The sequence below is a fragment of the Cupriavidus sp. H39 genome, assembly GCF_050271075.1.
Classification (GTDB): domain Bacteria; phylum Pseudomonadota; class Gammaproteobacteria; order Burkholderiales; family Burkholderiaceae; genus Cupriavidus; species Cupriavidus necator_B.
Window position 1 is genome coordinate 94,128 of sequence record NZ_CP189846.1, and the last position, 15,296, is coordinate 109,423.

At 68.2% G+C, this 15,296-nt stretch carries 12 protein-coding genes; 9 read left to right on the forward strand and 3 right to left on the reverse strand.

The genetic code is table 11. The features are described from left to right. Window positions 1-25 precede the first annotated feature (25 nt). Window positions 26-5,188 (reverse strand): trifunctional serine/threonine-protein kinase/ATP-binding protein/sensor histidine kinase, encoded by a 5,163-nt coding sequence (locus tag ACOCMH_RS00930; protein WP_427307321.1) that lies wholly within the window; start codon window positions 5,186-5,188, stop codon window positions 26-28. Between the two features lie 193 nt (window positions 5,189-5,381). After that, window positions 5,382-6,041, reverse strand: coding sequence for a response regulator transcription factor (locus ACOCMH_RS00935; RefSeq protein WP_427307322.1), 660 nt, complete (start codon window positions 6,039-6,041; stop codon window positions 5,382-5,384). Between the two features lie 392 nt (window positions 6,042-6,433). On the opposite strand from ACOCMH_RS00935, the gene ACOCMH_RS00940 reads away from it, so the two are divergent. From ACOCMH_RS00940 to ACOCMH_RS00975, 8 genes are all read left to right on the forward strand, one after another. Further along, complete coding sequence (locus ACOCMH_RS00940) at window positions 6,434-7,120, forward strand: hydrolase (protein WP_171514988.1); 687 nt, start codon at window positions 6,434-6,436, stop codon at window positions 7,118-7,120. A 54-nt stretch (window positions 7,121-7,174) separates the two neighbouring features. Continuing rightward, a complete protein-coding gene (locus ACOCMH_RS00945) occupies window positions 7,175-7,996 on the forward strand; it encodes an alpha/beta fold hydrolase (RefSeq protein WP_427307323.1) in 822 nt (273 codons plus the stop codon). Window positions 7,997-8,075: 79 nt separating this feature from the next. Then, entirely contained in the window at window positions 8,076-9,941 is a 1,866-nt protein-coding gene (locus ACOCMH_RS00950; protein ID WP_427307324.1) for an amidohydrolase, read from the forward strand. A 40-nt stretch (window positions 9,942-9,981) separates the two neighbouring features. Next, window positions 9,982-10,446, forward strand: coding sequence for a DoxX family protein (locus ACOCMH_RS00955; protein ID WP_427307325.1), 465 nt, complete (start codon window positions 9,982-9,984; stop codon window positions 10,444-10,446). A gap of 5 nt (window positions 10,447-10,451) precedes the next feature. Then, the gene (locus ACOCMH_RS00960; protein WP_427307326.1) at window positions 10,452-12,083 is read left to right on the forward strand and encodes an MFS transporter; all 1,632 of its coding nucleotides are present in this window, start codon (window positions 10,452-10,454) and stop codon (window positions 12,081-12,083) included. A 27-nt stretch (window positions 12,084-12,110) separates the two neighbouring features. After that, window positions 12,111-12,389, forward strand: a complete 279-nt coding sequence (locus tag ACOCMH_RS00965; protein ID WP_171514983.1) for a XapX domain-containing protein — start codon at window positions 12,111-12,113, stop codon at window positions 12,387-12,389. Next, entirely contained in the window at window positions 12,376-13,482 is a 1,107-nt protein-coding gene (locus tag ACOCMH_RS00970) for a porin (RefSeq protein ID WP_427307327.1), read from the forward strand. The genes ACOCMH_RS00965 and ACOCMH_RS00970 overlap by 14 nt, the downstream gene beginning before the upstream one ends. Before the next feature lie 98 nt (window positions 13,483-13,580). Further along, the gene (locus ACOCMH_RS00975; RefSeq protein ID WP_427308458.1) at window positions 13,581-13,955 is read left to right on the forward strand and encodes a response regulator transcription factor; all 375 of its coding nucleotides are present in this window, start codon (window positions 13,581-13,583) and stop codon (window positions 13,953-13,955) included. Between the two features lie 98 nt (window positions 13,956-14,053). Here ACOCMH_RS00975 and yddG read toward each other — a convergent pair whose 3' ends face one another. Next, window positions 14,054-14,977 (reverse strand): aromatic amino acid DMT transporter YddG, encoded by a 924-nt coding sequence (gene yddG / locus ACOCMH_RS00980; protein ID WP_427308460.1) that lies wholly within the window; start codon window positions 14,975-14,977, stop codon window positions 14,054-14,056. A gap of 144 nt (window positions 14,978-15,121) precedes the next feature. Here yddG and ACOCMH_RS00985 point away from each other — a divergent pair, with 144 nt between their 5' ends. After that, window positions 15,122-15,253, forward strand: coding sequence for a hypothetical protein (locus ACOCMH_RS00985; RefSeq protein WP_427307328.1), 132 nt, complete (start codon window positions 15,122-15,124; stop codon window positions 15,251-15,253). The last annotated feature ends 43 nt before the right edge of the window (window positions 15,254-15,296 follow it).

Below are 15,296 nucleotides of genomic sequence, written 5' to 3' on the forward strand. Positions count from 1 at the left end.
ACAGCCGCCGTCACGCGTGCCGCTTCTATGGACCCACCGACGGCAACATCTCGCACACCGGCAGCCGGAATATGAACTCGCTGCCGCCGCTGCGCCGGTTGCGCACTTCCAGCGTGCCGCCGTGCGCCTCGATGATGGAGCGGCAGATGGCGAGGCCCATGCCCATGCCGTCTTCCTTGGTGGTGAAGAATGGATCGAATACCTGGCCCAGCACGTCGTCGGGAATGCCGGAGCCATGGTCCTGCACGCTGACGACGACGTTGTCGTTTTCCCGGTACGAGGTCACGATCAGCTCGCGCTGCGCCGCCGGCGTCTGCGCCATGGCGTCGAGCGCGTTGGTGATCAGGTTCAGCACCACCTGCTGCAGCTGGACGCGATCGGCTTCGACCATGGTGGTCCGCGCAGCCAGGCGCGTGCAGACCTTGACGTCGTGCGCGTCGATGTCCAGGCGCACCATGTCCAGCACCTCGCGCAGGACTTCGTCGGGATGCAGCGGTGCCAGCACCGCCGGTGCCTGCTTTGCCAGCGCGCGCATGGCGCGGATGATGTCGGCGGCGCGCAGCGCGTTGTGCTTGATATGGCTAAAGCCGTCGAGCGCCTCGGCGATCTCCGGGGTGGGCCGGTTCAGCCAGCGCAGGCTGGCGTCGACAGTGGCGACGATGGCGGTCAGCGGCTGGTTCACTTCATGGGCGATCGATGCGGCCAGGCTGCCCATCACGGTCAGGTGCGAGGTGCGCGCCAGTGCCGAGCTTGCGCTGCGCAGCCGCATCTCCGCCGCGACGCGGCGGTTGCTCTCGTCGATCAGTTGCTCGTACAGGCGCGCGGTCTCGAGCGAGATCGCCAACTGCGGCGCCAGCACCTCGAGTTCGGCGATCCGGCCGGCGTCGAACACCGCGGGGGCCAGGTTGTTTTCCAGGTAGATCGCGCCGATCATGCTGCCGCCGCGCAGCAGCGGCAGGCACAGCACCGAGCGCAAGCCGCTGGGGATGGCGCCCTTGCTGCGGATCGACGGCGCGTCGACCATGGCATCATCCAGCACCAGCGTCTGCCGGGTGCGCAGCACGCTGTCGAGCACCGCCAGCGGCAGGGCCTGTTCGGTCGGCACCGCGCTGCCCAGCGTCACCGCCACCTTGCCGTCGGCGACGCGTCCCGAGGCTTCGATCATGGGCTGCTCGCCGCGCATCAGCAGCAGCAATCCGTACTGGGCGCCAGCGTGGACCACCACATGGGTCATCAGCGTTTCGATCAGCCGGTCCATCACGATCTCGCTGGACATTGCCCTGGCCGTCTTCATGCCCAGCTCCCAGCGGCTCGCGGCAAGCTTGCTGTCGGCGCCGCCGGGGCCACCGTCGTCAGGCCCCGCAACGTCGAGCTGCGGATGCCGCGCGTCCAGCAGCATCGCCTTGTGCTCCGCGCCCCAGCGGCGGTAGCCGGCACGGGCCAGGCGCCAGTGCTGCGCGGCCGCGGTCGGCAGGCCGCGCGCGTCGCACAGCATGCCGGCCAGCTCGTGCGCGAGCGCCGCCTCGTGAACGAACCCGGCCGCAGCGGCGGCAGCGGCCGACTGCTCATAGCAGGCCAGCGCCCGCATCGGATCGCCGCGCAAGCGCGCCAGCTCGGCATCGACCATCGCTAGCTTGCCCTGGAAGGTCAGCGGGTTCAGCGCCGCCCAGCGGACAAAGCAGTCGCGCTGCGCCGCCACGTCGGCCATGACGCGGTCCGGCGCCGCACCGGTGACCGCGTGCGCCAGTGCAATGGCGAGATACAGCCGGCAATCGGCGACGTTGATATGGGCCGGCGCCGACCAGCTCAGCGCCTGGGCCTCGCGCAGGCTCCGCACCGCGTGGTCCCATTCCTGCCGGAACACCGCAGCCATGCCGTCGTAAAGCCAGATCCAGAACTGGGTCGGCAGCGAGTTGGCGTGCGCCAGCCGCTGCGCCGCGCTCATCTGGTGGACGGCCTCGCCCTGCGGCGGCGCTTCGTCGCCGTTGCGCAGGCGGTGCAGGAAATGCAGCTGCGAATACAGGATCAGCTCGATGTCCCGGTATTGCACCAGCCGGGTCAGCGCCAGCCCGCGGCCGATCTCTTCCTCCACCAGCCGCAGGTGCTCGCCCATGGCAAGCAGGTCCGAGGCGATATGGTTGCAGGCATAGCAGGCCATGCCGATATCGCCCGAGGCCAGGCCCAGCAGGACCGCGCGCTGCGCATGCGCCAGCGCGTAGGACAGTGGCCGGGTCCAGGCGCTGACCTGGTCGACCGCCACCAGCGTTGCAATGCGTTCGGCCTCGTAGCCATGGCGATCGGCCAGGTCCATCGCCGCCAGCCCGTAAGCCAGGCCGTCCTCGTATTCCTCATACAGGCTGGCGATAAAGACGCCGAACCAGGAAAGCCCGTACGGCGATTCCGCGGTGGCGCCGTGCTCCAGCGTCAGTTCCACCATTTTGGCCACATGCAGGAAGCTGATGCCGTCATGCACGAACAGCGATGAGATCAGCGTCGACAGCAGGCCCATGATGGTCTGGATGCGGCTGTCTTCGGTCGCCGGAAACGACCCCAGGCTGTCGATCGGGCGACCGTCCAGCGCCCTGCTCACTGCCTCATAGGCCTCGCGCATGCGCGCTGGCGTGGGGCCGCGCTCCAGGTGGATATCGAGCAGCGCCAGCCCCGACAACGCGGCGTTGATCGCGCCTTCGTAATCGGAACGCACGGTCTGCAGGCTGGCCTTCAGCCGATGCACGGCTGCCTTGTCCGCCGGCGGCAGCTCGCGCGCGAGCAGCGCATCGATCTCGCGCGAGGCGGGCTCAAGGCGTGCCTGCGCCAGCAGGCATTCGCAGTGCAGCAGGCTGGCGGCGTAGGCCAGTTCGCAGTGCGTCGACCACCACGACGGCTGCATCAAGGCGAACGCCTCGTCGGTGTAGCGAATCGCCTGCGCCAGCGCCGCGCTGCGCCGGGCGCGCCTGGCAGCGACCAGCAGCACCTGCACAAACGCCACGCGTTGCAGCTCCGGCAACGGATGCCCGTGCGCGCGCTCGATCTGGTTGCCGATCTCGAAGGCATGCACGGCCAGCTCGGCTTGCCAGTGCTCGATCATGATGCCCGCGATGCGCGCGTGCATGGCCGTACGTTCGCGCGCATCGACCATGGCGTACGCGGCTTCCAGCACGCGGTCATGCTGGAAGGCGTAGCCATCCTCCGTACGGATCAGCAGTCCGGCAGCGACGAACGGGCGCAGCCGCGCGCCAAGCCGGGCCGGACTGACTTGCGCCACGCAGGCGAGCAGGCTTCGCTCGCAGCGTATGCCCACGCACGCCAGTTGCTGCAGCAACTCCGCACCGTCTTCCGGCAGCCTGGCGAAGCGGCGAGTCATCAGGTCGGTCACGCTGTCGCTGTAGCGATGCTGGGCGGCGTCTGCCTCGTCCCAATGCCAGCCGGCGTCGTCGTCGCGGTAGGCCAGCACGCCGTCGTCGACCAGCGCGCGCAATAGCTGGTACGAGAAGAAGGGGTTGCCACCGGTCTTCGCATGCACCAGGCGCGCCAGCCCCTCGACCCGCGGCGCCGGCTCATGCAAGGCAGCCGCCACCAGTTCGGTCAGGTCCGGCACGGCCAGGGGGCGCACGGCGATGCGCGTGACCGGCAGCGCGCCGGAGCGACTGGCGTGCAGCAGCCACGAAAAGCGCTGCTCCACGTCGTTGCCGTGGTCGCGATAGGCGGCGATCAGCAGCAAGTTGCCAGGACGTTGCGTGGTGAAGGCTTCGAGCAGCGCAATGGTCGACGCATCGGCCCATTGCAGGTCATCGAAGCACAGCACCAGCGGCGCGCCCTTATCCGCAAAGATGGCGAAAGTGGCCAGGATGGCCTTCACCGCGCGCGCCTGCGCCTGCCGGGCCGGCACGTCGGCCAGCGGCGCGGTGCCTCCAAGCACATGTCCGGCCTCCGGCACCAGCTCGGCAACGGCCCGGCCCTGCCCCGCGAGCGCGCCCAGCCAGCGCTCGCGCACCGGCGCCAGCGCGGCTTCCGGCTCGGCGAGCAGCGGCAGCACCAGCGCGCGGATCATCTGGGCCACCGGCGCATACGGAATTTCGCGTTGCAATTGGTCGCTCTTGCCGCTGGCAAAGCGCATGTCTTGCTGTCCCGCGTGACACGACAGCCAGGCCGCCAGCGCTGACTTGCCGGTGCCGGCGGCGCCGGCGATCAGCACCAGCTCGGACTGGCCGCTGTGGCGCACGCGCGCCAGCGCATCGGCCAGCTGCGCGGTTTCGCGCGCGCGGCCAAAGAGTTCGCCGGACACGCTCAGCGTCGAAGTCGCGCCGGCGCCGTCGAGGTTAAACGGCGCGATCTCGCCGCGTTCGCGCCAGTCCGCCTGGCAGCGCAACAGGTCGGCCAGCAGCGACATGGCGCCGGCATAGCGGTCGGCGGGATCCTTGGCCAGCAGCCTGAGCACGATCGCCCCCAGCAGCGGCGCGATGCCAGGTGCGAGCACCTGGGGCGGAACGGGTTCGATGGCGAGATGGGCATGCTGCCACGCCGCGGGCGAGTCCGCGGTGAACGGCAGCGTGCCGGTCAGCATCTGGTAAAAGGTGATGCCGAGCGAATACAGGTCCGAGCGCGCGCTGGTGCGCGCGTGGTCCTCGCGCGCGACTTCAGGCGACCGGTATGGCCATGATGCAGGCCCGGGCCGCGGCACGACGGACGGCATGGCATCCAGCGCGGTGGCGTGGTCAAAGCCGGTCAGGCGCACGCCGGCGCGGTCGTCGGCGAGCAGGTTGTGCGGCCGGATATCGCCATGCAGCAGGCCGTGCGCATGCGCGCCCGCCAGCGCACGGGCGCTGCCGATGGCAAGCTCGAGGAAGCGTGCGACGGGGACCGGGGCGCCGCCCAGTGTCGCGGCGAGGGTCGAAGTGGGCGCTGCGCCATACACCACCACCATGCGCTCTGCGCTGCGCAGCGTGGCCGCCGGCACTGCGGCCCAGTCGGCTTGCAGGCGGCCGGACAGCCGGAGCTCGTCCTGCAGTGGCTCGCTGTGCGCCAGCGGCGCACTCCTGGCGAAGCGGCGCAGATGGGTATCGGGATCGGCGAGTTCCAGGTAGCTGATGCCGTCCGATATGTGCAGCACGGTCTGCGCGGCCCGTCTCAGCCAGGCGTTGTCAAAGGCCGGCGCAGTGCTTTGCTGCGGAGGGATGCCAGGCGTCATGGGGGCAGGAATGGTCGGAATCTGGGCGTCATGCGGATGCCATATCTGACTGGCGAAACCCGCACCGCCATGCCGCGCCATTCTAACCGGCATGCGCGGCAAGTCAGGCCATCGATTCCGCGCCGGCGGGCCATCCCATCCCCAGGCGTTGAGGATGCCGCTTCAGGCGGCCACCAACGCACGTCGGGCGTGATCAGCCCCCGACCTTGCAGATGCCGAGCTGCTGCGCCATCAGCACCAGCTCCGCAAAGGTGCGCGCCTTCATCTTGCGCATGGCCTGGCCGCGATGGATCTTCACCGTCACCTCGCTGATGCCAATCTCGGCGGCAATCTGCTTGTTGAGCAGCCCGGCCACCGCAAGGCCCATGACTTCGCTTTCGCGCGGGGTCAGTGACTGGTAGCTGGCGCGCAGCGCTTCGCCCTGGCGCAGATCCTCGCGCCGCAACCGGTCTTTCTCCAGCGCCGCGGCCACCGCATCGAGCAGGTCCTGATCCCGGAACGGCTTGGGCATGAAATCTTCGGCGCCGGCCTTCATGGCCGCGACCGTCATGGCGATATCGCCGTAGCCGGTCATGAAGATGATGGGGATGTCGATGCGCATCCGGCCCAGGCGCGACTGCAGGTCGAGTCCGCTTGGCCCGCGCAGCCTGACGTCGAGCAGCAGGCAGCACGGCGTATCGGGAAAGGGAGTTGCCAGCAACTCTGCGGCCGAGGCGAACAACGCCACCTTCAGGCCGACCGAGCGGAACAAGTTGCCCAGCGCCCGGCGCAGCCCGGCATCATCGTCGACCACCAGCACCGTCGCGTCATCGCTCGCACTGGCGTCGGCCGGCTCCAGGCTTGGTGATGTCACGGTCAGATCTCCAGTGCGCGCGGAAAGGTGAGGCGGATTATAACCAGCAGACAGGCAGGTCACTGCAAGAACCGCGATTGGACCATGGCAGTGATGCACCGGGCACTCATACCATGGTGTTAGTCGCACGGTTGCCCAGCGTGACGGCGTGCCAACCGCAAACCGCACGACCACCCCGGCAGGGTGCACGGGGTACCACGCCAGGGCATCGGCCGTGCCGCCGGGTAATACGAACATACGATTTGCATGGTGGCCCCCAACGACTAGTCTTTCATGCGGCAGCGCTGCGGTCACCACGGAACCACGCCGCCCTTTTCCGCCCCTCCCGTCCACGGCCTTGCCCGCAAGCAAGGACCACGCTCGGGCTCAACCCTGTCCCAAGGAACGACATCATGTCCAATCCGAAGCTCGAAGTCCTTACCCCGCAGAACAGCCAGCTGATCATCATCGACCATCAGCCGCAGATGGCCTTCGGCGTGCAGTCGATGGACCGGCAGGCCATGAAGAACAACGTGGTCGGCCTGGCCAAGGCGGCCCGGATCTTCAATATCCCGACGACGATCACCACCGTCGAGAGCGAATCGTTCTCGGGCTTCACCTACCCGGAACTGCTCGACGTGTTCCCGGACCAGAAGACACTGGAGCGCACCTCGATGAACTCGTGGGACGACCAGAAGGTGCGCGACGCGCTCAAGGCCAACGGCCGCAACAAGGTGATCGTCGCCGGCCTGTGGACCGAGGTCTGCAACACCACCTTCGCGCTGTGCGCGATGCTCGAAGGCAACTACGAGATCTACATGGTGGCCGATGCGTCGGGCGGCACCAGCAAGGAAGCGCACGACTACGCCATGCAGCGCATGGTGCAGGCCGGCGCGGTGCCGGTGACGTGGCAACAGGTGCTTCTGGAGTGGCAGCGTGACTGGGCCCACCGCGACACCTATGACGCCGTGATGAAGCTGGTCAAGGAGCATTCCGGTGCCTACGGCATGGGCGTCGACTATGCCTACACCATGGTCCACAAGGCCCCGCAGCGCACGGCCACGCCGCACGAGTCGATCGCGCCGGTACCGGCGCGCTGAGCCTGCGGCCCTATCGTCTCCTCCTGTCGTCCTCCTCCATCGCAAAGGTGAACCATGAGCTTTGTCACTACCCCAGACGGTACCCGGATCTTCTACAAGGACTGGGGCGCCGGCCGCCCGGTCGTGTTCTCGCACGGCTGGCCGCTGAACGCCGACGCCTGGGATGCGCAGATGCTGTTCCTGGTGCAGCAGGGCTTTCGCGTGATTGCCCATGACCGCCGCGGCCATGGCCGTTCGGACCAGCCCGCGCAGGGCAACGACATGGACACCTATGCCGATGACCTGGCGGCGTTGCTGGACGCACTGGACCTGCAGGGCGCGACGCTGGTGGGCCATTCCACGGGCGGCGGCGAAGTGGCGCACTACATCGGCCGCCATGGCAGCGCGCGCGTGGCCAGCGCGGTGCTCATCGGCGCGGTGCCGCCGGTGATGCTGAAGACCACGGCCTATCCCGACGGACTGCCGATGGCGGTGTTCGATGGTATCCGCAAGGGCGTCGCCGACAACCGCTCGCAGTTCTACAAGGACCTGGCGGTGCCGTTCTTCGGCTTCAACCGCGACGGCGCCAGGGTTTCGCAGGGCACCATCGACGCGTTCTGGGCGCAGGGCATGGCCGGCGGCATCGTCGGCCAGTACGCCTGCATCAGGGAATTCTCGGAGGTGGACTACACCGATGACCTGAAGAAGATCGACGTGCCCACGCTGATCCTGCATGGCGATGATGACCAGATCGTGCCGATCGGCAACTCGGCGCGCCTGTCGGCCGAGATCGTGAAGGACGCCACCCTGAAGATCTACCCGGGCGCTTCGCACGGCCTGTGCGTGGTCAACGCCGACCAGGTCAATGCCGACCTGCTGGCCTTCCTGAACGCCTAAGCTTATGTCAGTTACCCGCCGGCAATTCATCGCCTCCGCTGCCGCGATCGGCGCGGCCGCATCCTCGGAGATCTTCGCCATGTCACCAGGCACGCACCCTGACCTGATCCTCGTCAACGGCAAGTTCGCCACGCTTGACAAGTCCAACCCGCAGGCGGATGCCGTTGCCGTGCGCGACGGGCGCTTTGTCGGCGTCGGCACGCGCCAGGACATCATGAAGCTGGCCGGGGCGCAGACGAAGGTCATCGACCTGAATGGCCGGCGGGCCATTCCCGGGCTGATCGACAGCCATATGCATATCATCCGCGGCGGCCTGAACTACAACATGGAACTGCGCTGGGACGGCGTGCGCTCGCTGGCCGATGCAATGCGGATGCTGCGGGAGCAGGTGGCGCGCACCCCCGCGCCGCAATGGGTGCGCGTGGTGGGCGGGTTCACCGAGCATCAGTTCGCCGAAAAGCGGCTGCCCACCGTCGAAGAACTGAACGCCGTGGCGCCCGATACGCCGGTGTTCATCCTGCACCTGTACGACCGGGCGATCCTGAACGGCGCGGCACTGCGCGCGGTGGGCTACACCAAGGACACACCGAACCCGCCGGGCGGCGAGATCATGCGCGATGCCCGCGGCAATCCCACTGGCCTGCTGCTGGCCAAGCCCAACGCCACCATCCTTTACGCGACGCTGGCAAAAGGCCCGAAGCTGCCGCCGGAGTACCAGAAGAACTCGACGCGCCATTTCATGCGCGAGGTGAACCGGCTCGGCGTCACCGGCGTGATCGATGCTGGCGGCGGCTACCAGAACTACCCCGAGGACTACAGCATCATCGAGGAACTGCACAAGGACGGCCAGTTGACGGTGCGGCTCGCCTACAACCTCTTTACGCAGAAGCCCAAGGAAGAACTCAGCGACTTCAAGACCTGGACCTCGACAGTCAGGCCCGGCCAGGGCGACGACCTCTACCGCCACAACGGCGCGGGCGAAATGCTGGTCTACACCGCCGCCGACTTCGAAGACTTCCGGGTCGAGCGCCCGGAGATGGCGCCGTCGATGGAAGCCGACCTGGAGCCGGTGATCCGCCTGCTGGCGGAAAAGCGCTGGCCGTGGCGCCTGCATGCCACCTATGACCAGACCATCACGCGCGCGCTCGACGTCTACGAGAAGGTCGCCAGGGAGGTGCCGTTCGATGGCCTGAACTGGTTCTTCGACCACGCCGAGACCATCTCGGACCGCAATATCGACCGCATTGCCGCGCTCGGCGGCGGCATCGCCGTGCAGCACCGCATGGCGTACCAGGGCGAGTACTTCGTCGAACGCTACGGCGCGCGCGCGGCGGAAGCGACGCCGCCGGTCAAGAAGATGCTGGAGAAAGGCGTCAAGGTCGGCGCCGGCACCGATGCCACGCGCGTGGCCTCGTACAACCCCTGGGTGTCGCTGTACTGGCTGACCACCGGCAAGACCGTGGGCGGCATGGCGATGTACCCGCAGGCCAACCTGCTCGACCGCGAGACCGCGCTGCGCCTATGGACCGAGGCCAATACCTGGTTCTCCTCCGAAGTGGGCAAGAAGGGCCAGATCAAGGTGGGCCAGCTCGCCGACCTGGCGGTGTTGTCCGCCGACTACTTCAGCGTGCCGGGCGACGAGATCCAGGACATTGCCTCGGTGCTGACCATCCTCGGCGGCAAGGTGGTCTATGGCGACGGCGACTTCAGCAAGCTGTCGCCGCAGATTCCGCCGGCGATGCCGGACTGGTCGCCGGTACGGCATGTGGGCGGCTACCAGCCGCGGCCGCCGGCACGCACGCTCGCCATGAACACCGCGTGCGGCTGCGCCAGCAGCTGCGGCGTGCATGGCCACGCGCATGCCAGGGCCTGGACCTCCAGCGTCCCGGCTTCGGACGAAAGCACCTTCTGGGGCGCGCTCGGCTGTTCGTGCTGGGCGTTCTGATCCCGAACCTCAGTCGCCCACCCAAACAGGAAGACCGGTCATGCCCGAACCGACTACCACGCTGACGCCGGCTACCTCCGGCGATTCCACCCACGGGTTGCCGCGCTGGCTGCACTGGCTCGCGCTGCTGCTGCTGTGCGCGGCCTACCTGCAGGGCGGCCTGGTCAAGCTGGCCGACTTCCACGGCGCGATCGCGGAGATGCAGCACTTCGGCCTGGCGCCGGCGGTGCCGATGGCCATCGCGACCATCGTGCTGGAACTGGGCGCCTGCGCCATGATCCTGCTCGGCTGGCGCCGCTGGCTTGGGGCACTGGCACTGGCCGCGTTCACGCTGGCCGCGACCTTCGTTGCCAACCGCTTCTGGCAGGCGCCGTCCGATGCCAGGTTCATGATGGCCAATGCCTTCTTCGAACACCTGGGACTGGTAGGCGGCTTCCTGCTGGTGGCCTGGCATGACCTGCGCGAGCGCGCCCGGCGCACGCAGCTTGCGCAAACACACCGGTGACCACCATGGCAGAACAAGCCCTCCGCCCCGCGCCCGCCCCTGCCAATGGCGGCACCTTCGCTCCGCTCGCGCAGGCCACCTTCGCGGTGCTGTGGGCCGCGACCATCCTCGGCAACATCGGCAGCTTCATGCGCGACGTGGCCAGCGCCTGGCTGGCCACCGACCTCTCCACTTCCCCGGCCGCGGTCGCCACGATCCAGGCCGCGGCCACGCTGCCGGTGTTCCTGCTGGCGATTCCGGCCGGCGTGCTGTCCGACATCCTGGACCGCCGGCGCTTCCTGATCGCGGTGCAGGTGGGGCTGGCCATGGTCAGCGGCACGCTGATGGTGCTGGCCTGGCGCCAGGCGCTGACCATCGAAATCCTGATCGGCATGGCCTTCCTCGGCGGCATCGGCGCGGCGATGATGGGCCCAACCTGGCAATCGATCGTGCCGGAACTGGTGCCGCAGCAGGAGCTCAAGCGCGCCGTCGCGCTCAATGCGCTGGGCGTCAACATCGCGCGCGCGATCGGCCCAGCCGCCGGCGGGCTCCTGCTGGCCGCGTTCGGCGCGGCCACGACGTATGGCGTGGACCTGGTCAGCTATGTCTTCGTGATCGCCGCCCTGCTGTGGTGGAAACGCCCGCAGCGCCCTGCCGACCCGCTGCGCGAGCATTTCCTCGGCGCGTTCCGCGCCGGGCTGCGCTTTACCCGTGCGCACAGCAAGCTGCATGTCGTGCTGGCGCGCGCGGCCGTGCATTTTGCCTTCGGCAGCAGCATCTGGGCGTTGTTGCCGCTGGTGGCGAAGCAATTGCTGCACGGTGGCGCCAGCCTCTATGGCGTGCTGCTGGGCGCGGTCGGCATCGGCGCGATCCTCGGCGCACTGGGGATGCCGCGGCTGCAGCGGCGGCTCGATGCCGACGGCATGGTGCTGCTGTCGGCCATCGTCACCGCGGTGGTGATGGCGGCGCTGTGCCTCGCGCCGCCGGTATGGCTGGCGCTGCCGCTGCTGCTGTTTCTCGGCGCGGCCTGGATCTCCGCCCTGACCACGCTGGGCGGCGTGGCGCAGGCCATCCTGCCCAACTGGGTGCGCGGACGCGCGCTGGCGGTCTACCAGATGGTGTTCAACGGTGCAATGGCGGCGGGCAGCCTGGCGTGGGGCTTCGTGGCCCAGGCGCTGGGCATCTCCGGCGGGCTGCTGGTGGCCGCCGGCGGCTTGCTGGCCGCGGCGCTGCTGCTGCATCGGCTGCGGCTGCCGCGCGGCGAGGAGGATCTTGGACCCGCCGGGCACTGGCCGGAGCCGGAAGGCGCCGACGAGATCGCGCATGACCGCGGACCGGTAATGGTCCTGATCGAATATTGCGTGCGCGCGGAAGACCGCGACGACTTCCTGCGCGCGGTACACAAGCTCTCGGAAGAGCGCCTGCGCGACGGCGCCTTCAACTGGGGCGTGATGGAAGACCCGGCCGATCCGGAACTGCTGACCGAGTGGTTCCTGGTCGAGTCCTGGGCCGAGCACCTGCGCCAGCACCGCCGCGTGCCGCATGCCGACGCCGACCTGCAGCGCGACATCACACGCTTCCATGCCCGCGAAACGCCGCCGCGCGTGCGGCACCTGCTCGGCGTCGGGCTGCCGGCAGCGCCGTCGGCCCGGCATTGATTTGCGCAACCATCAGGAATTCCTCCCATGAAGCTCTACCTTGTCTCCCTGGCCGCCGGCATCCTGGTCGGTATCATCTACGCGCTGATGCAGGTCCGTTCGCCGGCACCGCCGGTAGTGGCGCTGCTCGGCCTGCTCGGCATGCTGATCGGCGAACAGGTGGTGCCGCCGATCAAGCGCATGCTGGCCGGCGAACCGGTGACGGCCGCATGGTTCCATGCGGAGTGCGTGCCCAAGATCACCGGTACCCCCGGCCCGACGCTGAACGCCGCCAGCAAGACGCCCGCAGACGATGCGGCGAACTAGCCTGGCCGCCCGCGCGCTGCTGGGCACAGGCTATGCAGTGCTGTGCGTGCCTGCGCTGGCGGCAGGCAGCGTCACCGTCTACGGCCGCCTGAACACGTCGATCGAGTACAGCCGCGCCAGCACGGCGACCGACGGCACCGCTCTCGGCGGCATCGTGCGCCTGAACAACAACCGCTCGGTATTCGGGCTGCGCGGCGAGGAAGAACTGGGCGGCGCGCTCAAGGCGCTGTGGCAGATCGAAAGCGCGTTGTCGCTCGATTCCGGGCAGGGCCAGATCGCCAGCCGCAATTCACGCATCGGCCTGCAGGGCAGCCATGGCTTGCTGTTCATGGGCCACTGGCACACGCCCTACACCGAGGCGACCATGGGGTACGACCCTTACTACCCGACCACGGCCGGGTATATGGCGCTGATCGGCAACGGCTCGGCATCGAGCACGGACAATGTCGAGAACACCAGCGCGTTCGATCGCCGCCAGAAGAACATCGTGCAGTACCGCTCGCCGCCATGGGCGGGCGCCAGCCTGTGGCTGGGCTGGGGCTTGCCCGAGGAGAAGACCACTGTCGCGCGCAATCCCGCGCTGTATTCGGTGGCGGCGGTCTATGAGCGCGGCCCGCTCAACGCGACGCTGGCGTGGGAACGCCACCAGCACTACCAGGCCGCTGGCCGCAACGACGACGCGCTCAAGGCAGGCGTGGCGTGGCAGCTGCTGGCCGGCACGCGCCTTGCCGCGGTGGCCGAGCACCTGCACTACCGCACCGATACCGGCGACCTGCAGCGCAACGCGTACTATGCCTCGCTGGTGCAGCAGGTGGGGACCGGCAGCGTGCGCATCGGCGTGGCCTACGCGGCCAACGGCACCGGATCGTCGGCGCAGACCATCGGCTCCTTCCGCAGCGGCGCGCAAACCCACGCCACGCAGTTCACGGTCGGCTACGACTATCCGCTGTCGCGGCGCACGGCGCTGTACGCCTACTACAGCCGCATCGACAATGCGGACAACGCGGTCTACGACTTCGCCATCAACGACCTTGGCATCCGCGCGGGCGCCGATCCACAGACGGTAGCGCTGGGGCTGCGCCACAGTTTTTAGCGCGGTGCCAAGCCCGTGGGCCTGCTGCCGACGAAACAATGGGGCGTGCGTGCCCCTGCCTTCGCGCACACTTTCCTCGGGGAATTTGCGTGAATGCCATGCCCGTGATTGCCATCGTCGACAACGACGCTGCCGTTCGGCACGCCATGGGTCGCCTGCTGCGCGCCTTCGACCTGGCGGTGGAGCTATACGCCGGCGGCGCGGCGTTGCTGGCGTCGCCGTCGCTCGGCGGCATTGCCTGCGTGATCACCGACGTGCAGATGCCGGACATGAACGGCTTTGCACTCAGCCATGCACTGCGCGCGCGCGGCCTGCGGATGCCGGTCATCTTCATGACGGCATTCGACAAGCGCGGGTATGAAGCGCACGCGCAAGCGGCGGGGGCAGCGTGCTTTATCGGCAAGCCGTTCGAGGACACGGAGATCATCCGATGTATCGAACAGGCGCTGGGCCTGCCCGGTGACACGTTGTAAGCCAATCGTGCCCCGGTCTCGACGCGACGCCAGGCCTGCTTGTCTCTCTCCGGTTTCATGGTTTTATGTTCTTCTGGAGGCGCCAGCGCCCCGATACGCTATGTCGGCTGGCTGGTGCGCGCGGTTGGCGCGGTACGCTCGCCTTTGCCATGCGTCGCTAGCCAGCAAAGGATCGAACCCGCGACCACCATGGCGGCGCCCTTCCAGAACGCGAACGACAGCGGCGCTTGCAGCAGCGCGGCGGCCAGCGCCGCGGAAAGAACGGGAATGAAATACGAGGCCCCCGCCAGCACGGTCACGTTGCCGTGCAGGATGCCGACGTTCCACGCCGCGTAGCCGAAACCCATCGCACAGGCCGCCAGCGCCAGGTAGACCACGCCCGCCATGCTGAACGCCATCGCTTCGCCGCCGGTGAACAGGTACTTGGCCCACAAGGCGAGCGCGGTCAGCATGAAGAACAGCGTGACGGCGTTCTTGCCCTGGGCGATCCGGGCCGTCACCGTGCAGTAGCCCGCCCAGATGATGGCGCCGGCGAAGGCCAGTCCGTAGCTGAGCGGGTTGTCCCGCACGTTGGCTGCCATGCCTGCGAGGTCCAGGCCCTGCTCTCCGGCCAGTACCGCGCAGATCCCCACAATGGCCACCACGAAGCCCGGCACGATCAGCCAGTTGGCCCGCTGCCGGTTGAACAGGATCGCGGCCAGCATGGTGAAGGCCGGCCACAGGTAGTTGACCATGCCCACTTCGATCGCCTGCCTGCCGGTGTTGGCGTAGCCGATCGACAGCGACAGGCACAGCTCGTACGAGACGAACAGCACGCTGCCCCAGATCAGGTAAGCGCCGGGCAGCGCCCTGAGCCGCACCTTGCCCACCGCGATCCACAGCAGCACGGAGGCAACCGTATACATCAGGGCCGCCCCGCCCGTGGGGCCGAAGCTCTCACTGACGCCGCGGATCAGGCCGACAATCGAACTCCAGAGGAGCACGGCGACCAGCCCGATCAGTGTTGCCCGTTTTCTTTGCATGACTGCCATGGGGGAAATCTATCGATGGAGCGAAAGGGGCCCTACTTTACTTGAGCGGCACCGGCACATCGATCCAGATCGTCTTGATCTCGGTGTGCTGGTCATGCGCCCAGATCGGCTTGTCGCGCGCCGAAGCCGGAGTCCTTGAACGACGAGATCATCGATGCGATCGCGCGCCACGATGCCGACGCCGCGGCGGAGATTGTGTGCCTTGAGGAGACCCGCCCGGCGCCGGCCGTTTCTTCAGCGCCGGCGCGGGCCTGCGCGTACCGCTAGAATGCAGGCAACGACGCAGCAGTGCTGCGTTGAGTCTGATCCC

What these genes read in the sequence shown, in the direction of transcription:
- yddG (WP_427308460.1), bottom strand. Translation starts at nt 14,977, where the DNA reads ATGCAAAGAAAACGGGCAACACTGATCGGGCTGGTCGCCGTGCTCCTC.
- ACOCMH_RS00930 (WP_427307321.1), bottom strand. Translation starts at nt 5,188, where the DNA reads ATGACGCCTGGCATCCCTCCGCAGCAAAGCACTGCGCCGGCCTTTGAC.
- ACOCMH_RS00970 (WP_427307327.1), top strand. Translation starts at nt 12,376, where the DNA reads ATGCGGCGAACTAGCCTGGCCGCCCGCGCGCTGCTGGGCACAGGCTAT.
- ACOCMH_RS00945 (WP_427307323.1), top strand. Translation starts at nt 7,175, where the DNA reads ATGAGCTTTGTCACTACCCCAGACGGTACCCGGATCTTCTACAAGGAC.
- ACOCMH_RS00955 (WP_427307325.1), top strand. Translation starts at nt 9,982, where the DNA reads ATGCCCGAACCGACTACCACGCTGACGCCGGCTACCTCCGGCGATTCC.
- ACOCMH_RS00950 (WP_427307324.1), top strand. Translation starts at nt 8,076, where the DNA reads ATGTCACCAGGCACGCACCCTGACCTGATCCTCGTCAACGGCAAGTTC.
- ACOCMH_RS00940 (WP_171514988.1), top strand. Translation starts at nt 6,434, where the DNA reads ATGTCCAATCCGAAGCTCGAAGTCCTTACCCCGCAGAACAGCCAGCTG.
- ACOCMH_RS00965 (WP_171514983.1), top strand. Translation starts at nt 12,111, where the DNA reads ATGAAGCTCTACCTTGTCTCCCTGGCCGCCGGCATCCTGGTCGGTATC.
- ACOCMH_RS00960 (WP_427307326.1), top strand. Translation starts at nt 10,452, where the DNA reads ATGGCAGAACAAGCCCTCCGCCCCGCGCCCGCCCCTGCCAATGGCGGC.
- ACOCMH_RS00975 (WP_427308458.1), top strand. Translation starts at nt 13,581, where the DNA reads ATGCCCGTGATTGCCATCGTCGACAACGACGCTGCCGTTCGGCACGCC.